Genomic DNA, 20,218 nt, shown 5'->3' with positions numbered 1-20,218 from the left:
TGCACTTTGGGGTCATCGTGCGCGATCAATTCATTGCACAAAAAGGAGGAGCCTATGGAAGCTTGTTGTTATTGTCATCACAGAGAGGACAGAATCGACCTGCTACACTCCATTTCGCTGCGTGTATTCGCTATGTAGACAAGAACGGGACTTTTGTTGTGTCAAGAAAGAATCACGAGATATGAGAGCACACCTGCAACAACACCGGCTATTGATCGCCTTGTTCATTCTGATTGCGCTGATGGGACTGGCCGGCTGCGCTCTGCCTGTTCAACCTGTCGGGCAGGCGACGGGCGGAGCGTCGGCGGACGCCTCGCAAAACGTCGAGCCCATCTACATTGGCGTGAGCGGCCCGCTGACCGGTCCCAACGCGCGCTACGGCGAACAGTGGATCAAAGGGTTCGACCTGGCGCTGGAAGAAATCAACGGCGCAGGCGGCGTCCACGGTCGGCCGCTCGCCTACATCTTTGAAGACTCCCAGAGCGATCCAAAGCAATCGGTCGTGGTGGCGCAGAAGTTCGTCGCCGATCCGCGCATCATCGTCGAGCTGGGCGACTTCGCCAGCCCGGCCTCGATGGCGGCCTCGCCGATCTATCAGCGCGGCGGCCTGGTGCAGTTCGGCTTCACCAATTCCCATCCCGATTTCACCAAAGGCGGCGGCGAGTATACATGGAGCAACTCGGTGACGCAGGCTCAAGCTGCGCCGGCTTTGGCGGAATACACCGTAGTCGACCTGGGGCTGGATCGGCTGGCCGTCTTTTACCTCAACACCGACTGGGGCAAGTCCACCTTCGATCTCTACGCCCGGCGCGCCGAGGAGCTTGGCGCCACGATCGTGGCTGCGGAGGCCTATCTCCCCGAAGAAAAGGACTTTCGCTCGGCGTTGACGCGCGCGCGCGACGCCAATCCCAACGGCCTGGTGCTCATTTCCTATCAGGCCGACGGCGCGCTGATCGCGCAGCAGATCAAACAGGCGGGGCTTGACGTCCCCATCGTCGGCGCTGGCTCGCTGCAGTCCCCCGATTTCTTGAAACTGGGCGGCGATGCGGTCGAGGGCGTCTACATCCAGGGGCAGTTCCTGCCCACCGACCCGCGTCCCCACGTCAAGAACGTGGTGGATCGCTACGTCGCCAAATACAATGAAACGCCGGACTTCTTCGCAATCCACGCCTACGATACGATGAAGCTGATTGCGCAGGCGATCGAGCTCGGCGGACCGACTCGCGAAGGCGTGTTGAAAGGGCTGTATCAGCTCAAAGATGTGCCGAGCGTGATTTACGAAAAAGCCAACTTCGACCCGGAAACGCGCCGCGTGGTCAATCCACAGTTCGTCAACCTGCAAGTCGTCAACGGCGAATTCGTGCTGTGGGACGGCGTAAAGCCGGAGAAAAAGTAGTCAACGTCAGCACCGGGCGCCGCACCGACGATGATGCGGCGTCCCCTGTTTCACCGAATCAGCTCGTTCATTCGTTTCACGACAAGGAGGAAAGATCATGAGCGTCGAAAACAAAGGCTATGCACATCCAGAAGTTCTGGTCAGCACCGAGTGGGTGGCCGAACATCTCAACGATCCCTCGATCCGGCTGGTCGAGAGCAACGAAGACGTTCTGCTCTATGACACCGGCCACATTCCCGGCGCCGTCAAAGTGGACTGGCACACCGACCTCAACGACCCGGTGATCCGCGACTACATCAACAAGGAGCAGTTCGAGGCGTTGATGTCGCGGCTGGGCATCGCCAACGACACGACCGTCATCTTCTACGGCGACAAGAACAACTGGTGGGCCACCTACGCCTACTGGGTCTTTCAATTGTTCGGGCACACCAACGCCAAGATCATGGACGGCGGTCGCGCCAAGTGGGTGGCGGAAGGACGTCCGCTGACGCGCGAGGTCCCTTCGTATCCGCCCACGAAGTACGTCGCCCAGGAGCGCAACGATGCAGCCATCCGCGCCTTCCGCGACGACGTATTGGCCCACATTCAGGCTGGCCGCCCGCTGGTCGATGTGCGCAGCCCGGGCGAATACAAAGGCGAGCTGCTGCACATGCCCGACTATCCTCAGGAAGGCGCGCTGCGCGGCGGGCACATCCCGGGTGCGAAGAATGTGCCGTGGGCGCGGGCGGCCAATCCGGACGGCACCTTCAAGAGCGCAGAGGAGCTGCGCGCCATCTACGAGCAGGAGCAGGGGTTGAAGCCGGACGACGACATCATCGCCTACTGCCGCATCGGCGAGCGCAGCAGCCACACGTGGTTCGTGCTCAGCAAGCTGCTCGGCTATCAACACGTGCGCAACTACGACGGCTCCTGGACGGAGTGGGGCAACGCCGTGCGTCTGCCGATCGAGAAGTGAGCATAGGTATGGCCAGATTGAGCAAGCGCGAACGCGTGGAGGCGGCGCTGCGGGGGGAGGAGGTGGATCGTCCTCCCGTCGCCGCCTGGCGGCACTTCATCCCGGCGGAGCGCCAACCTTCCACCCTGGCCCAGGCGTCGTTGCAGGATTTCTTTACGTTCGACTGGGACTGGCTCAAAGTGAACCCGCGCGCCACCTATTACGCCGAGGCGTGGGGCAACCGCTACGACTTCGGTCGCTACGATGGCGTGTTCCCTGCGTTTATCGAAGGGCCGCTTAACACACCGGCGGACCTGGAAAAGATCGGCGAGCTGAGCGGCGTCGACGGCGTCTTCGCCGAACATCTCGAACTGGTGCGCCTGATCAAAGAGGGCATTCAAGGTGCGCATTTTGTGCAGACCGTCTTCTCGCCGCTCTCGGTGCTGGCCTTCCTGGCCGCGCGGCCAAAGACGCAAACGCAAGACGCCGCCGTGCAAGCCCAGTACGAGGGGCTTCGACGCCTTCTCGACGAAAATCCGCAGGGCGTACATGCGGCGCTGGAGAACATCGCTGCGACGCTGGCTCGCTATGCGGCTGCGGCGGTCGAGGCGGGCGCCAGCGGCGTCTTCTTCGCCATCGTGAAACTGGCGCGCGAAGGCGTGCTCACGCGCGAAGAATATGCAGAGTTCGGCAAGCCCTACGACTTGAAGGTGCTGACCGCCGTCCAGGGCGCCCCCTTTAACCTGCTGCATGTCTGCGGGCCGGCGGTCTACTTTGACCTGGTTGCAGACTATCCGGTGCACGCCATCAACTGGGCCAGCGTCAATCAGCGCAATCCGACGATCGCAGAGGCGCGGCGTCAAACCGACAAAGCGCTCATCGGCGGCGTCGACGAGACCGGTGCGTTGCAACACGGCTCGCCGGAGGAGGTGATGGCGGAGGCGCGTGCGGCCATCGAAGCCGGCAAAGGAGGGCGCTTCCTGCTCGCCCCGGGCTGCGGCGTGGCGATGGACGCTCCGCCCGCCAACCTGCACGCCCTGCGGCGCAGCGTCGAGCCGGTGTAAAGCGATCCACCTTCCAGGGAGCCAGGAGCTTCCTGGAAGGTGGATGACGGCGCAACGCCTTGAATAGGTTGCATAAAACAAGATAGATTATTATGGAAAGCTTTCTGCGCACTTTTTCCGATCAGACCATCAACGGCTTGGTGATCGGCAACATCTACGCTTTCATCGCCGTCGGTCTGGCGTTGATTTTCGGCGTCGGCAACCTGATCAACTTCGCGCACGGCTCCGTCTTTATGGTCGGCGCCTACGTGGGCTGGATCTGCATGACCTGGTGGAATCTTCCGCTGGCGGTCGCCTTTGTGGTCGTGGCGCTCGTCTGCGCGCTGGTGGGCATGGCGATCGAGCGCTTCGCCCTTTACCCCTTACGCGGCGCGCCGCCGATCGCGCCGCTGCTGGCGACGATCGGGGTGAGCTTTATGATCGACCAGGCGGTGCAGCTTCTTTTTTCGCGCAACCCGCACGCCTTTCCCAACCCGCTGATCGAGCATCGTTTCCAGGTGGGCGGCGTCACGGTCAGCGCAATCGACCTTTTGATCGCCGGCGTCGGCGTTGCGACTGCGTTGACGCTTTACGCTTTTCTGCGTTTCACCCGTTGGGGATGGGCGCTGCGCGCCACGGCGCAGGATCGGGAGGCTGCGCTGCAGATGGGAGTGAACGTCAATGCCGTCAACCGCATGACCTTCGCCATCGCAGCAGCCCTGGGTGGGATCGCCGGCTTGCTGGTCGGCATGTATTTTAACACCGTCTACCCCACCATGAGCTTTCAGGCGACGTTTAAAGGCTTCGCTGCGGTCGTGTTGGGGGGCTTGGGCAATGTGCCGGGCGCCGTGCTGGGCGGGTTGCTCCTGGGGCTGATCGAGAGCTACGGCGTGGCGATCTTCGGCGCCACGTATCGCAACCTCTTCGCCTTTGTCATCCTGATCGCGGTGCTGGTGTGGCGGCCCAATGGGTTGTTCAGCCTCAGGCCGCGCGTGGCGCAGGAGCCTTTGACCGGCACCTTCATCGCCAAGGGGCGCCCCGTCCCGACGCCGAAGTGGCTGATCGCAACGCTGATCGGGGTTGCATTCGTTCTGCCGATCCTTGTTCCCAATCCGTATCTTTTGCAAATTCTCACGAACGCCTGGCTTTTGGGCATGGTGGCGCTCAGCGTGACGCTGGTGACCGGCACAGCAGGGCAAACTTCGCTGGGGCAGGCCGGCTTCATGGCGATCGGCGCATATGCGTCGGCGTTGCTGGTGTTGCGGCTGGGCTGGCCTTTTGAACTTTCCATGATTGCGGCTGCCTTCATCAGCGCCATTTTGGGCACGCTGCTGGTCTTTCCGGCCTTTCGTCTGCGCGCCGCCTATATCGCCATCGCCACCCTGGCCATCGGCGAGATCGTCAATCAGGTCATTCTCAACTGGGAAGGGCTGACCCAGGGCGCCATGGGGATCGCCGGTCTGCCGCCGCCCTCCTTGCTGGGCTGGCAGATGATTCGACCGCATGAAATCTATTATTTTTCGCTGGCGTTGCTGTGTTTGGCGGCGCTGGTGCAATGGCGACTCGTGCGCTCGCCGCTGGGACGCACCTGGCGGTCGCTGCGCGAGGACGAAATTGCCGCCCAGGCGTTCGGCGTCAACCTGAACCGTTACAAGACGCTGGCCTTCGGCGTCGCCGCCTGGATCGCGGGCCTCAGCGGCGCCGTGACCGGCCATATGTACACCTACATCAGCCATGAAACGTTCACCAACACCACCTCAATCCTGGCGTTGACGATGGTGATCCTCGGCGGCATGGGCAACCTGCTCGGCGCCATCGTCGGCGCAGTGACATTGACGGCGCTGCCGGAGGTCTTTCGCGGGCTGGCCGACTATCGTTACCTGGTCTATGGCCTGACCCTGCTGTTGGTGATCCGTTTCCGACCGCAAGGATTGTTAGGAACCGACTGAAGCTATGGCGCTGCTCGAAATCCAACGCGTCTCGCGTGCGTTTGACGGGGTGCTGGCGGTCAACGAGGTCTCGTTTCAGATGGACGAGGGAGAGACCGTCAGCGTCATCGGCCCCAACGGCGCAGGCAAGACGACGCTCTTTAACCTGATCACCGGCCTCGACCGGCCCAACGGAGGCGACATTCGCTTCGACGGCGAATCGTTGATCGACCTGCCTCCCGACGCATACGCCCGTCGCGGCATTGCGCGCACCTTTCAGCATGGCCGCGTCTTTGGCAACCTGAGCGTGCTCGACAACGTTCTGCTCGGCGCCCACAGCCGTCGCCGGGCGACGCAGGCGCGTTCTTCGTTCCTCCATCTGGCGCGAGAATTGTTTTATGGCCTTTTCTGGCCATCGAGCGTGCGGCAGGAGGAGCAGATCTTGCGCGCAGAAGCGGAGACGATCCTGGCGCAATTCGGCGAGCGGCTGCTCCCCAGGCTTCATCAGCCAGCGTACAGCCTTTCGTACGCCAATCGGCGCCGCGTGGAGATTGCCCGCGCCTTGTTGCTCAAGCCGCGGCTCCTCCTGCTCGACGAACCGACCGCCGGCATGAACCCGGCTGAGACCGCGGAAATGCTCGAATTTCTACACACGCTCAAGGCGCGCGGCCAGACAATTTTGTTGATTGAACACAAACTTTCGCTGGTGATGAAGCTCTCCGATCGAGTCGTAGTGATGGACGAGGGGCGCGTCATCGCCGAAGGCGCTCCGGAGGTCGTGCGCTCCGACCCGCGGGTCATCGAAGCTTATCTCGGCCATCACCGCACGGGGGAGGGCGTCGCCGCCGACGAAGTTGCAGCGAACCATGCGCCCCGAGCGGTCGTCGCCGACTTCTCCGAGGGGGCGATATGAACGCGTCAAATGGGCAGCCGCTGCTGCAGCTCAAGAACATCGACACTGCATACGGGCCGATTCAGGTGCACTTCGATCTGAATCTGCACGTGCATGCGGGCGAGATCGTCTGTCTGTTAGGAGGCAACGCCAGCGGCAAAAGCACCACTATGAAGGTCATTCTTGGGTTGGTGCAGCCGCTGCGGGGAACCGTGCTCTTCGATGGACGTGCGATCACCGGTCTGCCGACGCCGCAGATCGTCCGCCTTGGCATTGGCTCCGTGCCGGAAGCGCGGCGCATCTTCGCCCAGATGACCGTGCGCGAGAATCTGTTGATGGGCGCCTATCATCGCAAGGATCGCCGGGCGATCGCCGAAGATTACGAACGGATGCTGGCGCTCTTCCCACGGCTGAAGGAGCGACTCCATCAGCGCGGCGGCACGCTGAGCGGCGGCGAGCAACAGATGCTGGCCATCGCACGCGCGCTGATGGGGCGCCCACGGCTGATCTGCATGGACGAGCCGACAATGGGGCTTTCGCCGCTCTATGTCGACCGGGTGCTGGCGTTGATCCAACAGATCAACGCGCAGGGATACACGATCTTCATGGTCGAGCAAAACGCCCACCTGGCGCTGCAGATCGCGCATCGAGGCTACGTGCTGCAAAATGGGCGCATCGTGATGGAAGGAAGCGCACAGGCGCTTCTCAACGATCCGGAGATTCAGGACGCCTATTTGGGAGAGAAACAATGACGCCTGCGATAAGCGCGCAGGCGTCATTTCCAGGGCGCACCAGGTTCGGCGCAAGGTCAGCCGCAAGTTGGCGCAACGTTTACACCGTTGAAAGATCCCACTCCTCGTAAATCTTCGGCACGTCGCTGATCAAGCGGCGGGTGTACGGGTGCTTGGGATACAAAATCACGTCGTCGGCGGAGCCGCTCTCGACGAAACGCCCATGCTCCATGATATAGATCGTGTCCGAGACATAATAGGCGAGGCCGATGTCATGGGTGATGAAGATGAGCGTCATACCCGTTTCGTTGCGCAGCTTCATCAAATAATCCAGAATCGTGGCGCGCGAACAGGCGTCGATCATCGAGGTCGGCTCGTCCGCCACCAGAATCTTGGGTTTGAGCAGGAAAATGCGGGCGATCATCAGGCGCTGCATCTGCCCGCCTGAAAGTTCAAAGGGGTATTTATTGGTCAACTCGGCGAACTTCAGGTTGACGAAGCTGCACGCCTCCGTCATCATTTCCACTTTCTTTTCGCGGGGCAGGTTGCCGCCCCCGCGCATGCGAATGCAGTCGAGCAGCACGGAGTCGATCTTATGAAAAATATTGTAGGAGGAAAAAGGGTCTTGGAAAATGGCCTGGATGTTGCGCCAGTATTCTTGCTTTTTCCTGCCGGAGCTAAGATCGCGCTTTTTGCCTTGAAAATAAATTTCGCCTTCGGTGACGCTGATTAGTCCTAGCAACATTTTGGCCAGCGTCGTCTTGCCGCTGCCCGACTCGCCGACGATAGAGACGATTTCCCCCTCGTGAAAGTCGAAATCAACATGATCGACTGCAATTGTCTTATGGCGCCCAAAACCGAAAATTTTGGTTACTCCTCTGCCACTCAGGCACGGATTCCCTTTATTCACCATGCTCGTACGCCCTCCTTAGCTCCTCTTCTGGTAAGATGCACCGATAGGCTCGACCATGTCCCACCTCGTACAAAGGCACCGACGTCACCCTGCATTCGGGTTTTACATATTTGCAACGATCGGCGAAGCGACATCCTGGGGGTGGATTTTTGAGGTTAGGCGGCGCGCCGGGGATAGCCGTGAGCTTGGCGCTGCGCAGACCGCTTTCCGGCACAAGGATAGAGCCCATCAGTCCTTTTGAGTATGGATGGAGAGGATCGAAGACAGTCTGTTTGGCCGTGCCGCGTTCCACAATCTGGCCTGCATACATCACCATGATGTCGTCGGCGACGTTGTATAGCAGCGGCAGCTCATGGGTGATGAAGATCATCGCTTTGATGAAGCCGCTCTCCATCATGTCGCGCAACATCTTGATGACCATCTTCTGCGACGTGACGTCCAACGCCGAGGAGGGCTCGTCGGCGATCAGCACCTTCGGCGTTAAAGTGACGGCCACGGCGATCACGGTGCGCTGTTTCATGCCGCCCGACAACTCCACCGGATATTTCTGCAATACTTCGGCCGGCAATCCTAAGCGTTCGAAGAGCGCGCGAGCATGATCGTAGATCATCTGCTTGGTCCAGGTCGGATCATGGGCGCGAATGACGTCTCCGATGAAGTCAATCACTTTGCGCGTCGGATTGAGCGCATTCATCGCCGCCTGGGGAATATAGGCGATTTCCTTTCCAAGGATTGACTTACGCACTTCATCCGGCTTCATGCCGGTGATGTTTTGACCGTCGATGATGATCTCGCCGCTGATATAATGTAGAGGAGGAAAGTAATAGCCCATCAGGCTCAACGCCAGCGTGGATTTGCCGCAGCCCGACTCGCCGGCGATGCCCAGTGTCTTGCCTTCCTCGATCTTTAACGACACGCGATCCACCGCGTAGACATCTTCTTTGTAACGGGTGACATATTTGGTGCTCAGGTCGCGCACCTCAAGCATGACTCTTCCCATCGCTTCACTCAATCTCTTAAAGCAGGATTGAACACTTGATCGAGCCCTGTGTTCATCAGGTTCATGGAAAAGGAAACCAGCGCAATCGTCACGAGCACCGGCAGATACGCCCACCATTTGCCCAGAATGTGCGCCTGATAAATCATCGCCCAGTTCATCATCAGTCCGAGCGTGGGCGTTTCTGTAGTACGCGGCCCCAGCCCCAGAATGGAGAGCCCCGCCTCCGCCAGGATGCCCGAAGAGACCTGCAGGATGAAGGCCATCACCACATAAGAGGCGATGTAGGGCAAAATGTCAACCAGGATGATGCGCGGCACCGAATGGCCGGACAGCTTCGACAAGTTGACGTGGTCGCGATTCCGCAAGGAAAGCACCTGAGAACGCACGGCTCTGGCCGTCCACACCCAGGAGGTGAAGCCGATCACCATGGCAATGGTGATGGCGCCGCGTTTGTCCTGGCCGATGCTGAAGGAAATGAGGATGAGCAACACGAAGGTGGGAATGACGGTGAACAGGTTGGTGAAGAACATGAGCACGTCGTCGACCAGTCCGCCGATGTATCCTGCCAGCAACCCTAACGTCAGCCCGATAGTCGTAGCGATCAATCCCGCCACCAGGCCGATCACCAGGGAGACGGCCGTGGCGGCGACCAGTTGGGTGAGCACGTCGCGACCAAAGTTGTCCGTGCCCAATGCCAGGATGCGCACGTTGGCGACCTCATCCACATTAGCGTAGTCCGTCTGCCGAATGAGCGCTTTTTGCTCAAGGGCGCCTGTCTCAGAATTAGGTGCAGCAATGATGGCTGGCTCTGTGGAGAGCAGCCCATCGATGGAAGCGTTGACGCGCTGGAAATAGCGATGTCTGGCGAAAGTCATCCCCGGCAGGCGCAGATCGGGGTTGTAGTTCGCCTCCCACAATGCCAGAAGTTTTTCTGTGTCGTCAATATCGATCTCATCTTCAGGCACGCCAAACGCCACCAGCCACTCCTTCATGGCGACGCGATCTTCCTGACGGAGCTTGTTTCCAATGCGATTGGCAGCGGCGTCCTCAAGATTCAATGTGTATAGGGTCGGTGCATGAATGGCGTCGTAGACGTTCACATAGATGCCTGGTGGGAAAAAGGTCCCCTGTCCGATAATTTGCAACGGTGGATGACGAACCACCCAGGGGTAAATGATGACGATCAAAAGGATCGTCATCAGGATGGAGAAACCAACAATAAATTTGCCGGAGCGAAAAACCTGTCGAAGTGTATGCTGCATAAGCGGCTTATCCTTTAATCAGACTGAGCGGCCTTAATGCGCGGGTCGATCACGCCGTACAAAATCTCGAGGATAAAGTTGGCGGTCAACACCATGAAGGTGATGATCAGCGTTGCGGCGGAGATGAGCGGGTAATCCTGCCCCATGACGCCGTTCAACAATGTCGTGCCAAGCCCTGGATAACTGAAGACGATCTCCGCAATCAGCGCGCCGCCGACCATCGTGCCGAGCGCCAGCGCCAGACCGGTCACCTGCGGCAACATGGCGTTGCGAAAGACGTAGGCGACGATCTTGTCATCCTTGATGCCCATGAAGCGGGCGAATTTCACGTAGTCCGCATTCAATTCGTAGATCGACATCGAACGCATCCCAATCGCCTGCCCGCCAATTGCGATCAGCACGATCGACCAGAAAGGCAACTGATAGTGGACAAAGGCAGACCATAGAAAGGTAGGCGTCAGGCTGGGGATGAGCGTATAGCCGTAGCCGCCTGACGTTGGGAACCACTTCAGATGTACGGCGAAGATCACCAGGAGAATCACAGCCATGCCAAAGGCAGGAAAGCTGCTCAGGAAAAGTGCTGAGGGCATCAACACTTTGTCAAAACCGCCTCGAAGATATGCGGCCATAGCGCCGAGCACGTTCCCTAGAATCCAACCGACGATAATCGCCGGAAATTGCAAAATCAGCGTCCACCCGATCGAGGCGCTGATCACCTCCGCCACCGTGCGCGGATACTGGCTAAAGGAAAAGCCGAAATCCCCGCGAAACACGTTGCGCACATAGATAAAAAACTGCTCGATGATCGGCTTATCGGTGCCGAACAGCTCGGTGTACTGCTGATAGATCGCCTGCACGCCGGTCGGATTGCTGATGCCTTGCGCCTGGCGCGCCACGATCGCCGCCACCGGGTCGCCGGGCATCAGACGCGGCAACGTGAAATTCAAGATGAAGGCGAATACAAATGTAATCGCAAACCACCCGAGTTTGTTGAGGAAGTATTTGGTGTAGCCTTTCAACGCAACCCTTCCTTTGATCTGTCAAACCGGCAAGGCTGTGAAAGCGACGCCTTGCCCCACCCTACCCACCAATGCCACACAACGAATGCCGGAATGTCCGGGAAAAATGTGCTCCAGGGCCGAAAAAGTTTGCTATTGTAGAGAGGCTGTGAGAGGCCCTCTCTATAGGCTTCTCGGAGAGGGCCTCTGTAAATCCCACTACGGCTCTACAAGCGTGAGGTTATAGAGGCCGGCGATGCTCCAGCCGTCGGTCAGGTTGAGCGGCGGGACAGGCGGGTTCGTGCCATCGCCCTGATGGGGGAAATTGGTCCAGACGCTCTCGTTGACGGTGTGGAAGTTCTGCGGCCGATACATCAGCGTGAAGGACGGCACGTCGGTCAGATAGATCTCGACCAGCCGCGTGTACATTTCCTTCAGCTTGGCCTCGTCGGTCTCATGCGGGATCAATTTCAGCAGCTCATCCACCTCGGGGTTGGAGTACTGACCCCAGTTGCCGCTCCAGTTGCTCGGCAGGCCGATCCACTCCGAGCTGAGCAGGTTGCGGATGCGACCCCACGGTTGCGTCGGGCCGGCGCCGGCGCTCCACATCATGAAGATCTCGTAGCCGGGCGGCAGCGGTGTGTCGGACTTGGTGACGACCGTCTGGTAGACCGACCACTCGGGGAAGTTGGTGGTGATGTCGATACCGATCTGCTTGCCGGCTGCAGCCACGATCTCGATGGCGGCCTGCCAGTCGGACCAGCCGTTCGGGCAGGTGGCGACATAGCTCAGCTTCTGACCGTTGTACTCGCGCCAGCCGTCGCCATCGGTGTCGACGACGCCGCACTCATCCAGCAGCTTCTTGGCACCTTCGATGTCGTTGCCCACCCACTGCAGATGCTTGACCGCCTCGCGATTGTACATGGCCTGCTCAAAGGGCGTCGGGTTCATCAACGAACGCGGCACCTGCTCAAACGTGGCGGACTGGTTGGTCATGGCGTTGGCGATGATCGCCGGGTAGTCAACAGCGATTGCGATTGCTTTGCGAATGCAGACCTGGTCCAGGCCGTGCGCCTTCAGGTTGTAGAACGCCGTCGGCAGGCTGGCGCCAATGTGGTAAGGTGGATCAGGCAGATAAGTGGAGATAGGTAGGTTCTGCTTCTCCCACAAATCCTGCACATTGGAGTTGAACTGTTGACTGACGTCGACTTCGCCAGCGGCCAGCGCCGTCGTGCCGGCTGCGTTGTCCTTGAAGATTACGTGCGCCAGATACTTAGGCGCCGGCAGCTTGCCCCACATGCTGGGATCCTGGCCCCAGTAGTTGTCGTTGCGCACCAGCACGACTTTGGTGTCGTCGGCGAAGAACTTACCATAGGGGCCGGAATAGACGACGTCTTCAGCCGGATCGGCCAGCAGTTTGGTGGGATCGCCGCCGCTGCGCTCCTCCAGCTTCTGCGTCCAGGCTTTCTGGACGACGTAGTTGGTGCTCAAGTACGCCTGAACAATCAGGGGGTTGACGGCGCGCCCATTCTCGTCCAACTTCGCCTTGATCACAACCGTCTGCGGATCGACTGCTTCGATGGTTTCGATGTAGTCTCGGTTGGCGGCGCCGATCGCCGTCTCATACTTAACGTGCGTAGCCCAGGTATAGGCGACGTCTTCGGCGGTCACCGGCGTGCCGTCGCTCCAGCGCGCAGCCGGCTTAATCTTGAACGTAATCTCAGTGCGATCTTCGTTCCAAGACCAATCGCCGTCGGCGAGCAGCGGATATTGTTTGCCGTCCAGCATGTTGTAGAGATACGGCGTCTCGAACATGGTCACGCGGGCGCTGTCTTGTTGCGCAATGGCCATGCCGTTATTGTTGCTGTTGGAATAGGGATTCCAACCGACCACCGGACCCCATTGGAAGCCGTTGTAGTAAAGCGTCTCCTTGCGGGGCAACGCATCTGCGCTCACCGGAGCAGCGGCCTCCGTCGGCGCGGCCTCCGTCGGCGCCTCTGTAGGTTGCGCCGGCTGCTGCTGGGGCGCCGGCTGCTCCTGAGCCGGTTGCTGCGCCGGCGCAGGGGTCGCTCCGCCACCACAGGCGGCTAGCACCATACCGGCAATCATCAGCAAAATCATCAATAGATTGAAGCGATGTTTCATGCTTGCCTCCTGAAAAACGTCTAAAGGTTCAAATCATCAAAAACAACCTCAGATAAATCGGTCGCCTCCAGCTTTCTCGAAATCTTTCACCTCCTCTTGTCAATTTGTAGTTTGATTTTTTATGTGACCGCAGACTCGGCGCTGCAACGCAACGCCTGCCCACAGGACATACGAATCACCAGCCTGGCTGGCAACACAATATGTTGAACGTTAGTCTCCGACATAGATGTTGCCGGAATTTCTAACTTTTCAATCAGTGTTGCAGCCGCCAGGAACCCGATTTTTTCGATTGGATGATGAATCGTCGTCAAAGGTGGATCCGCTATGGCTGCCGAGGGCATATCGTCAAACCCCACCACGGCAATGTCATCAGGAACTTTTAACCCCGCCGCCTGAATTGCCTTGATCGCACCGATAGCCATGCTGTCGCTGGCAGCGAAAACAGCATCTGGTCGTGGCCTGAACTGCAGCAGGCGCTCCATGGCGCGCTTTCCGCTCATCTCTGACCAATCCCCCTCTTGGATGTATTCCGGGGGCGGCTCAATTCCCGCCTTTCGCAACGCACAAAGATAACCTTCCAGACGATCGATAGCGCCGACCAAATTTAAAACGCCAGTGATGGTGGCAATCCGCCGATACCCCAAATTCAACAGGTGCTGAGTGGCTAAACTCGCCCCCTTTACGTTGTCGACATTCACAGATGCAATGTCAGTGCGACCGGGGATACGACCGATCATCACAAGTGGAAGATGCTTATCCAACAAATGCGGAACGAATGGATCGTCGAGCAAAGGCGGCGCAAGAAGCAGGCCGTCCATATGACGAGCGCGAATCAGCCAGCGATAGGTGTCGTCCGCCTGCCGCAACACCAGCGACAGCATGAGATAATACCCACGCTCGTCGCACGCCGTCGCACAGCCCTGAATCAACATTGAGAAATATGGATCGGTGAAGATTGTACTCAATGGCTGCGGTATCACCAACCCAATCACTCGACTCCGACGGCCGGCCAGTGCACGCGCAGCAAGATTAGGCTGAAAATCGTGCTCTCTAATGACCTTCCACACCCGTTCACGCGTCTCTGCTCGCACGTTTGGGCCGTGGTTGATAACCCGCGAAACGGTGGAGCGAGAGCACCCGGCGAGGCGAGCGATCTCTTCTAGCGTCATCTTCATCGCTGCCTAAGTTGTTATAATGTTTGATTGCAGCCCAAGGCTTAAAGACTTTCACCCTCTTCGTTGTTAAGCAACAAAATATGGCGGTGCGCCGTAGGCGATAAAAGATTATTATTTTGTTATCGTATTTTGTGAGAAAATTATTGTGAAAAGCTTGGGAGCGCTCCCAGGCGGACGTAATGTAACATACCTTTATTCTATTGTCAAGATATAAAATTCACCTTCCAGGTGCCTGGACCGCAAAAATTTGTCGAGCGCGCCTGACAAACCGGCTGGCGGTGAAATTCTTGAGTCGCCGCAGCATAACGACTCCGGCGCAGCCAGCGTCAGAACCCGCCATCTGACCAGCCCATAGACCCAACCATCAGACAGTGTCCTCAATCTCCACAGCCGTTACACTGAGGAAACTGGTGATGGCATGCATTGTCTGTCACCCTGTTGTTTGGCAACACATAAGGTCAAAGAATCACAACCGTCAGAAAGGAGCCTGCAATGGCGCAGCGCGTGCTGATCCTGGGCGCCGCAGGGCGCGATTTCCACAATTTCAATGTCTTCTTCCGCCATCATCCCGACTACGAAGTGGTGGCCTTCACCGCCACGCAAATTCCGTTCATCGAGAATCGCCGTTATCCGCCGGAGCTGGCGGGCGAACGCTATCCCCACGGCATTCCCATTCTCTCAGAAGATGAACTGGAGCGGCTGATCCTCGAGCAGCGCATCGATGTGGCCGTCTTCAGTTACAGCGATGTCTCCTATGAGCATGTGATGCACGTCAGCGCGCGCGTGATGGCGGCCGGCGCCAGCTTTTTACTCCTGGGGCCGACGCAGACGATGTTGACCTCCAGCAAACCGGTGGTGGCGATCTGCGCCTTGCGCACGGGCGCAGGCAAGAGCCAGACCAGCCGCGCCGTCGCGCGTACGCTGCGCGAGTTGGGGCGGCGCGTCGTCTCCGTGCGCCATCCCATGCCCTACGGCGACCTGGCAGCCCAGGCGGTCCAGCGTTTCGCCGCCATGGAAGACCTCGACCGCTATCACGTCACGATCGAGGAGCGCGAGGAGTATGAACCCCATATCGCCAACGGCGGCGTCATCTACGCCGGCGTCGACTACGAGCGCATCCTCCGTCAGGCCGAGGCCGAGGCGGACGTGCTGATTTGGGACGGCGGCAACAACGATCTTCCCTTTTTCAAACCTGATCTGTGGATGGTGGTGATCGACCCGCACCGCGCCGACCACGGCGTGCGCTACTTCCCCAGCGAGGTCAACCTGCGCAAGGCGGATGTTTTTATCATCAACAAGGTGGAGACCGCCTCCTTCGAGCAGGTGGAGCAGGCGCGCGAGATTGCGCTGCAGCTGAACCCCACCGCCACTGTGATCGACGCCGCCAGCCCGATCTTCGTCGAGGAGCACAGCCTGATCCGGAGGCGCCGCGTGCTGGTGATTGAAGACGGCCCCACCCTGACGCATGGCGAGATGAAATACGGCGCCGGTTGGGTGGCGGCGCGGCGCTTCGGCGCGGCGGAAGTGATCGATCCCAGGCCTTACGCCGTCGGCACCATCGCCGAAACCTTCGCCAGATACCCGCAGACCGGCCCGATCCTGCCGGCGATGGGCTACAGCGACCAACAGGTGGCGGAGCTGGAGGAGACGATCCGCCGCACGCCCGCCGACGTCGTGCTGGTCGCCACGCCGATCGACCTGCGTCGGCTCATTCACATCGACAAACCGGCGCTGCGCGTCCGCTACGAGCTACAAGAGGTGGGCGAACCGACGCTGCGCCAGGTGCTTGAACGATTTTTGCAGATACGCAACGCCGCAATGTAGAGACAGCTGCGCCGGCCTGGCCTTGGCGGGGATTACAGCGCGGCCACCATCGCCTGGAAGAGGGCCAGCCCCAGCCGCCCCGCGCCGCCCAGGGGATTCTGGATCGGCAGGACATGATCCTCCGGGTGCGGCATCAGCCCGACGACATTGCCGCGGCGGTTGCAGATGCCGGCGATGTCGGCGACCGAGCCATTGGGGTTGAGCGGATAAACGCCGTTGGCCGGCCGGCCTTCTGCATCGACGTAGCGAAACGCAACCAGCCCCTCCTGCTCGATTTCGGCCAGCATCTCCGCGTCCTTGACCTGGAAGTTGCCTTCGCCGTGCGCCACCGGACAAAAGATCAAATCTTCGATGTCGCGCAGAAAGGCAGCCTTCGCCCGCCGATTCACAGCCAGATGCACCCAGCGACATTCAAAGTGGCCGCCGGCGTTTTCCGTCAATGTGACGCGACGCAGCGCCATTTCTTCGATGGCTCGCAGCCCGGTCGCCGAACGATCCGCGCGAACGCCGGGCAACACTCCTGCTTTCACCAGCGCCTGAAAACCGTTGCAGATGCCGAGCACCAGCCTGCCGCGGTCGATGAAGTCATGAAGCTGGTCATGAAAGTACACCTGCAGGTCGAGCGCTAGCCGCACACCGGCGCCCAGCGCGTCGCCGTAGGAGAACCCGCCCGGCAGAAGCAACATCGGATAGTCGGTTAGTTTGCGTTCGCCGCAGCGCAGCTGATTGATGTGGACAATCTCCGGCGCGCCGCCCGCCAACTCACAGGCGCGAGCAGCTTCGGCGTCGCGGTTCACGCCCGATGCGTGCAAAATCAAAATCGCAGGCTTCATGCATTCACTGTCCCTTCCATGCCTTCACAAGCTGCTCTACCTGAAGATCGATGATGGCGGCGCCGTTCACCACCACGCTGAGCCGAGGCTCCTCCACAACCGTGCCGATCCAGGTCAACGTTTGTCCTGCAAAAAGAGCTTCAAAGGCAGGGGCGTCTGTCTCCGCCACCTCAATCAACAGCCGCCCGTTGCTTTCGCTAAACAGCAGCGGAATAATCAGAGCCCCTGCATCTGCAGACTCGATCAGCGCGTCCAGATGAACGACGGCGCCCAACCGCCCGGCGATGCACATTTCGGCCACAGCCACCGCCAGCCCCCCTTCGCTGAGATCATGGCAGGCGCGCACCAGTCCATCGCGCATGGCTCGATGCAACGCTCGATAGCGCTCCAGGGGCTTCTGCGGCATCGAAGGCGGCGCCCCGCTCCGTTCGCCGAGCAGCGCATTCAGCAGCGAACCTCCCAACTCCACCTTCGTTTCTCCAAGCAGATACAGCCGATTGCCCGGCGTCTTCAGCGCAGAAGTCACGCATGCATGCATGTCGGGGGCGATGCCGATGGCCGAGATCAACAGCGTGCCCGGGATCGGCTTGCCGTTGAACTCGTTGTAGAGGCTGTCCTTGCCCGAAATGAAGGGCGTGCGATAGGCGAGCGCAGCGTCATAGCAGCCCTGACAGGAGCGCACCAGCGCGCCCAATCGGTCGGGATATGTCGGGTTGCCCCAGCAAAAATTGTCTAGAATGGCGATGCGGTCGGGATCGGCGCCCACGGCAACGGCGTTGCGCACCGCTTCATCGACGGCGCTGATGGCCATCGCGTAAGGGTCGATGCGACCGATCAGGGGGTTGATGCCGTTGCTCAGCACAAACGCCCGATCATGCTTCCATGTCCCAAGCGGCTTGAGCACCGCGGCGTCCGCCGGGCCATCCAGCGCAGGGCCGACAAACGGCCGCACGATGGTTCCGCCGCGCACCTCGTGGTCATAAGTGCGCACCACATGCTCCTTGCTGGCGATGGAAGGGTGGCCCAGCATCGCCAACAGGACGTCGTTGAGGTCCATGCCTGGAAACTTCAACTCGACCCCGGCTTCGGGGAGCGGTTGAGCAGGCGGCGGCTCCTGATACTCTGCGCGTAAGGTGCGTCTGGGCAGTCCGTGATGCAGAAAATGCATCGACAGCTGGGCGACCACACGGTCGTTGAAACGCACCACCAGCTCCCCGTCGCCCGTGAACCGCCCCAACACGCTTAGCTCGACCTCCCACAGCTCGGCGAGCTGCTGCAGCTCCGGCAGCTTCTCCGGCGGAACGGCCAGCACCATACGCTCCTGCGCCTCGGAGATCCAGATTTCCCACGGCGCCAGCCCGGGATATTTCAGCGGCGCGTTGCAGAGATCGACGTCGACGCCGAGCGCCTCGCCCATTTCGCCGATGGCGGAGGAAAAACCGCCGGCTCCGCAATCCGTAATGGCGTTATACAGTCCCCGCTCGCGGGCGGCCTCCACCAGCTCGATCAATCCCTTTTCGGTGATCGGGTCTCCGATCTGCACGGCGCTGCCCGCAATTTCGCCGGTCTCGTGCGTCAATTCGGCGGAGGAGAAGGTGGCGCCGTGAATGCCATCGCGGCCGGTGCGACCGCCGATGACGACGACCAGATCTCCCTTCTGCGCACAGGTCGGATGTTTGCCGTGCGGCAACAACCCTGCACAGCCGCAGAACACCAGTGGGTTGCCCAGATAGCCTTCATCGTAGAGGATGGCGCCGTTGACGGTCGGCAGCCCCAGCTTGTTGCCATAGTCGCCGATGCCGGCCACCACCCCTTCGGCGATGCGCGCCGGATGGAGTACGCCTTCCGGCAACTGGTCATATGGAAAGTCCTGCGGGCCAAAGCAGAGGACGTCGGTCGTGGCGATGGGCCGCGCCGAGACGCCGATCACATCGCGCACGACGCCGCCCACCCCCGTATTGGCGCCGCCGAACGGTTCCAACGCAGAAGGATGGTTGTGCGTCTCCACCTTGAAAGCCAGGTCGTATTCGTCGTCAAAGGCGATGATGCCGGCATTGTCGACAAAGGCGGAGCGCAGCCACTCCGGCCACACGGCGTCGGTTGCAGCGCGCAGATAGCGGTGAATCAGGCCGTCGATCGTCTCCTGGCTGCGCACGGAGCCGTCGGCGTTGCGATGAACAAACTCGATGCGCGCTTTGAAGGTTTTATGAACGCAATGCTCGGACCACGTCTGCGCCAGCGTCTCCAGCTCGACGTCCGTCGGATCTCGCCCCAGTTCCACGTAATGGCGTTGGATGGCGCGCATCTCGTCCAGATCGAGCGAGAGCAGACGCGCCTTGCTGAGCGCCAGCAGCGCCGCGTCATCCAGGTCGCGCACGGGGATGATCTCAACGCGCTCGCCGGCCACCGTCTCATGCCCGAAGTGCACGGCGATTTCGCCCAGTGCAAAATGCTGCACGGTCTCGTTGCACAACAACAGTTGCGCCAATCGACGCAATTCCGCTTCGGTGAGATCGCCTTCTAACTCATAGCGGACGCCGGTCGCCGTCTCACAATCCGGCAGGCCGATCTCCGCCATGCTGCGGCGCAGTTCTCGCGCCGGCACGTCGGTCACGCCGGGGCGGAAAGCGACTTCGACCACATGCAGCGCTTGGGTTCCTGACGTTGGAGACTTCGGTGCAACGACTCCGGCCTCTCTCACTACGCGCCACACATCCGTGACCGGGTCCGCAAGCAACAGCCTGCAAAGGCGCTCGACCGCTTCATCGCCGGGATCGCGCTCAAGGAAATAGAGGCGCACCACCTCACAGCGTTTCACGCCATAAACGCCCAGCTTCGCCGCCCCACGCACAATGTGCTGACCCGCCGTCGGATGGATGTTGCGCACTTCGACACGAACGGTCATCGCCATGACTTCCTCTCGGAGACTCTCAGAGATTTAAGACAAAAGGTTCTGTGTGTGTCTGCCCATATTTATTCCGGCAAGCGCCAAAATTCAATTCTATCACAGCGCCTCGACGGACGCTTCTCGGCCTGCACGAAAAAACGGGGACGCAGCCGCGTCCCCGTTTTTCAATCCCAATCAAGGTCTCATGGAGCGTTCAGCGCTCAATGCTTACAGACGACCGACCTCCGGTGAAAGCA

General features: G+C 60.0%; 15 protein-coding genes. 7 read left to right on the top strand and 8 right to left on the bottom strand.

The annotated features are described in order from the left end of the window. Positions 1 to 181 precede the first annotated feature (181 nt). The 6 genes from Q0367_RS05140 to Q0367_RS05115 all read left to right on the top strand — a co-directional run bounded on the left by Q0367_RS05140 (position 182) and on the right by Q0367_RS05115 (position 6,945). Positions 182 to 1,396: an ABC transporter substrate-binding protein gene (locus tag Q0367_RS05140; protein WP_298981152.1), complete on the top strand. Its 1,215-nt coding sequence runs from the start codon at positions 182 to 184 to the stop codon at positions 1,394 to 1,396. Positions 1,397 to 1,493: 97 nt separating this feature from the next. Beyond that, on the top strand, positions 1,494 to 2,351 hold the full coding sequence (locus tag Q0367_RS05135) for a sulfurtransferase (RefSeq protein WP_297640120.1): 858 nt from the start codon (positions 1,494 to 1,496) through the stop codon (positions 2,349 to 2,351). A gap of 8 nt (positions 2,352 to 2,359) precedes the next feature. Beyond that, positions 2,360 to 3,394, top strand: coding sequence for a uroporphyrinogen decarboxylase family protein (locus Q0367_RS05130; protein WP_298981150.1), 1,035 nt, complete (start codon positions 2,360 to 2,362; stop codon positions 3,392 to 3,394). Between the two features lie 104 nt (positions 3,395 to 3,498). Beyond that, a complete protein-coding gene (locus Q0367_RS05125) occupies positions 3,499 to 5,322 on the top strand; it encodes an ABC transporter permease (RefSeq protein WP_363325835.1) in 1,824 nt (607 codons plus the stop codon). 4 nt (positions 5,323 to 5,326) lie between these two features. Further along, positions 5,327 to 6,214, top strand: coding sequence for an ABC transporter ATP-binding protein (locus tag Q0367_RS05120; protein ID WP_297640117.1), 888 nt, complete (start codon positions 5,327 to 5,329; stop codon positions 6,212 to 6,214). After that, the gene (locus tag Q0367_RS05115) at positions 6,211 to 6,945 is read left to right on the top strand and encodes an ABC transporter ATP-binding protein (RefSeq protein ID WP_297640116.1); all 735 of its coding nucleotides are present in this window, start codon (positions 6,211 to 6,213) and stop codon (positions 6,943 to 6,945) included. The genes Q0367_RS05120 and Q0367_RS05115 overlap by 4 nt, the downstream gene beginning before the upstream one ends. Before the next feature lie 79 nt (positions 6,946 to 7,024). Here Q0367_RS05115 and Q0367_RS05110 read toward each other — a convergent pair whose 3' ends face one another. The 6 genes from Q0367_RS05110 to Q0367_RS05085 all read right to left on the bottom strand — a co-directional run bounded on the left by Q0367_RS05110 (position 7,025) and on the right by Q0367_RS05085 (position 14,411). Continuing rightward, positions 7,025 to 7,837 carry an ABC transporter ATP-binding protein gene (locus tag Q0367_RS05110; protein WP_297640115.1) on the bottom strand — a complete coding sequence of 271 codons (813 nt, stop codon included), beginning with the start codon at positions 7,835 to 7,837 and terminating at the stop codon, positions 7,025 to 7,027. Continuing rightward, entirely contained in the window at positions 7,827 to 8,837 is a 1,011-nt protein-coding gene (locus Q0367_RS05105) for an ABC transporter ATP-binding protein (protein WP_297640114.1), read from the bottom strand. Before Q0367_RS05105 ends, Q0367_RS05110 begins: the two co-directional genes overlap by 11 nt. An 8-nt stretch (positions 8,838 to 8,845) precedes the next feature. After that, a complete protein-coding gene (locus Q0367_RS05100) occupies positions 8,846 to 10,099 on the bottom strand; it encodes an ABC transporter permease (protein ID WP_297640113.1) in 1,254 nt (417 codons plus the stop codon). Positions 10,100 to 10,113: 14 nt separating this feature from the next. Continuing rightward, positions 10,114 to 11,118, bottom strand: a complete 1,005-nt coding sequence (locus tag Q0367_RS05095; protein ID WP_297640112.1) for an ABC transporter permease — start codon at positions 11,116 to 11,118, stop codon at positions 10,114 to 10,116. A gap of 198 nt (positions 11,119 to 11,316) precedes the next feature. After that, positions 11,317 to 13,242, bottom strand: a complete 1,926-nt coding sequence (locus tag Q0367_RS05090) for an ABC transporter substrate-binding protein (protein ID WP_297640111.1) — start codon at positions 13,240 to 13,242, stop codon at positions 11,317 to 11,319. A 119-nt stretch (positions 13,243 to 13,361) separates the two neighbouring features. Further along, positions 13,362 to 14,411: a LacI family DNA-binding transcriptional regulator gene (locus Q0367_RS05085; protein WP_297640110.1), complete on the bottom strand. Its 1,050-nt coding sequence runs from the start codon at positions 14,409 to 14,411 to the stop codon at positions 13,362 to 13,364. 498 nt (positions 14,412 to 14,909) lie between these two features. Here Q0367_RS05085 and Q0367_RS05080 point away from each other — a divergent pair, with 498 nt between their 5' ends. Further along, entirely contained in the window at positions 14,910 to 16,241 is a 1,332-nt protein-coding gene (locus Q0367_RS05080; RefSeq protein ID WP_298981149.1) for a cyclic 2,3-diphosphoglycerate synthase, read from the top strand. A gap of 32 nt (positions 16,242 to 16,273) precedes the next feature. Here the strand turns inward: Q0367_RS05080 and purQ are convergent, their stop codons facing one another. Further along, complete coding sequence (gene purQ / locus Q0367_RS05075; RefSeq protein WP_297640108.1) at positions 16,274 to 17,074, bottom strand: phosphoribosylformylglycinamidine synthase I; 801 nt, start codon at positions 17,072 to 17,074, stop codon at positions 16,274 to 16,276. A gap of 4 nt (positions 17,075 to 17,078) precedes the next feature. After that, positions 17,079 to 19,979, bottom strand: a complete 2,901-nt coding sequence (purL, locus tag Q0367_RS05070; RefSeq protein ID WP_298981147.1) for a phosphoribosylformylglycinamidine synthase subunit PurL — start codon at positions 19,977 to 19,979, stop codon at positions 17,079 to 17,081. Positions 19,980 to 20,218: the final 239 nt, after the last annotated feature.

Source organism: uncultured Caldilinea sp. (assembly GCF_937128415.1).
Taxonomy (GTDB): domain Bacteria; phylum Chloroflexota; class Anaerolineae; order Caldilineales; family Caldilineaceae; genus Caldilinea.
The sequence above is the reverse complement of the archived record's forward strand: the minus strand, read 5'-3'. Positions and strand labels throughout refer to the sequence as shown.

Excerpts from the sequence above, each read along its gene's own strand:
- Q0367_RS05140 (WP_298981152.1), top strand. The coding sequence starts at position 182 with ATGAGAGCACACCTGCAACAACACCGGCTATTGATCGCCTTGTTCATT.
- Q0367_RS05135 (WP_297640120.1), top strand. The coding sequence starts at position 1,494 with ATGAGCGTCGAAAACAAAGGCTATGCACATCCAGAAGTTCTGGTCAGC.
- Q0367_RS05130 (WP_298981150.1), top strand. The coding sequence starts at position 2,360 with ATGGCCAGATTGAGCAAGCGCGAACGCGTGGAGGCGGCGCTGCGGGGG.
- Q0367_RS05120 (WP_297640117.1), top strand. The coding sequence starts at position 5,327 with ATGGCGCTGCTCGAAATCCAACGCGTCTCGCGTGCGTTTGACGGGGTG.
- Q0367_RS05115 (WP_297640116.1), top strand. The coding sequence starts at position 6,211 with ATGAACGCGTCAAATGGGCAGCCGCTGCTGCAGCTCAAGAACATCGAC.
- Q0367_RS05110 (WP_297640115.1), bottom strand. The coding sequence starts at position 7,837 with ATGGTGAATAAAGGGAATCCGTGCCTGAGTGGCAGAGGAGTAACCAAA.
- Q0367_RS05105 (WP_297640114.1), bottom strand. The coding sequence starts at position 8,837 with ATGGGAAGAGTCATGCTTGAGGTGCGCGACCTGAGCACCAAATATGTC.
- Q0367_RS05100 (WP_297640113.1), bottom strand. The coding sequence starts at position 10,099 with ATGCAGCATACACTTCGACAGGTTTTTCGCTCCGGCAAATTTATTGTT.
- Q0367_RS05090 (WP_297640111.1), bottom strand. The coding sequence starts at position 13,242 with ATGAAACATCGCTTCAATCTATTGATGATTTTGCTGATGATTGCCGGT.
- Q0367_RS05085 (WP_297640110.1), bottom strand. The coding sequence starts at position 14,411 with ATGACGCTAGAAGAGATCGCTCGCCTCGCCGGGTGCTCTCGCTCCACC.
- Q0367_RS05080 (WP_298981149.1), top strand. The coding sequence starts at position 14,910 with ATGGCGCAGCGCGTGCTGATCCTGGGCGCCGCAGGGCGCGATTTCCAC.
- purQ (WP_297640108.1), bottom strand. The coding sequence starts at position 17,074 with ATGAAGCCTGCGATTTTGATTTTGCACGCATCGGGCGTGAACCGCGAC.
- purL (WP_298981147.1), bottom strand. The coding sequence starts at position 19,979 with ATGACCGTTCGTGTCGAAGTGCGCAACATCCATCCGACGGCGGGTCAG.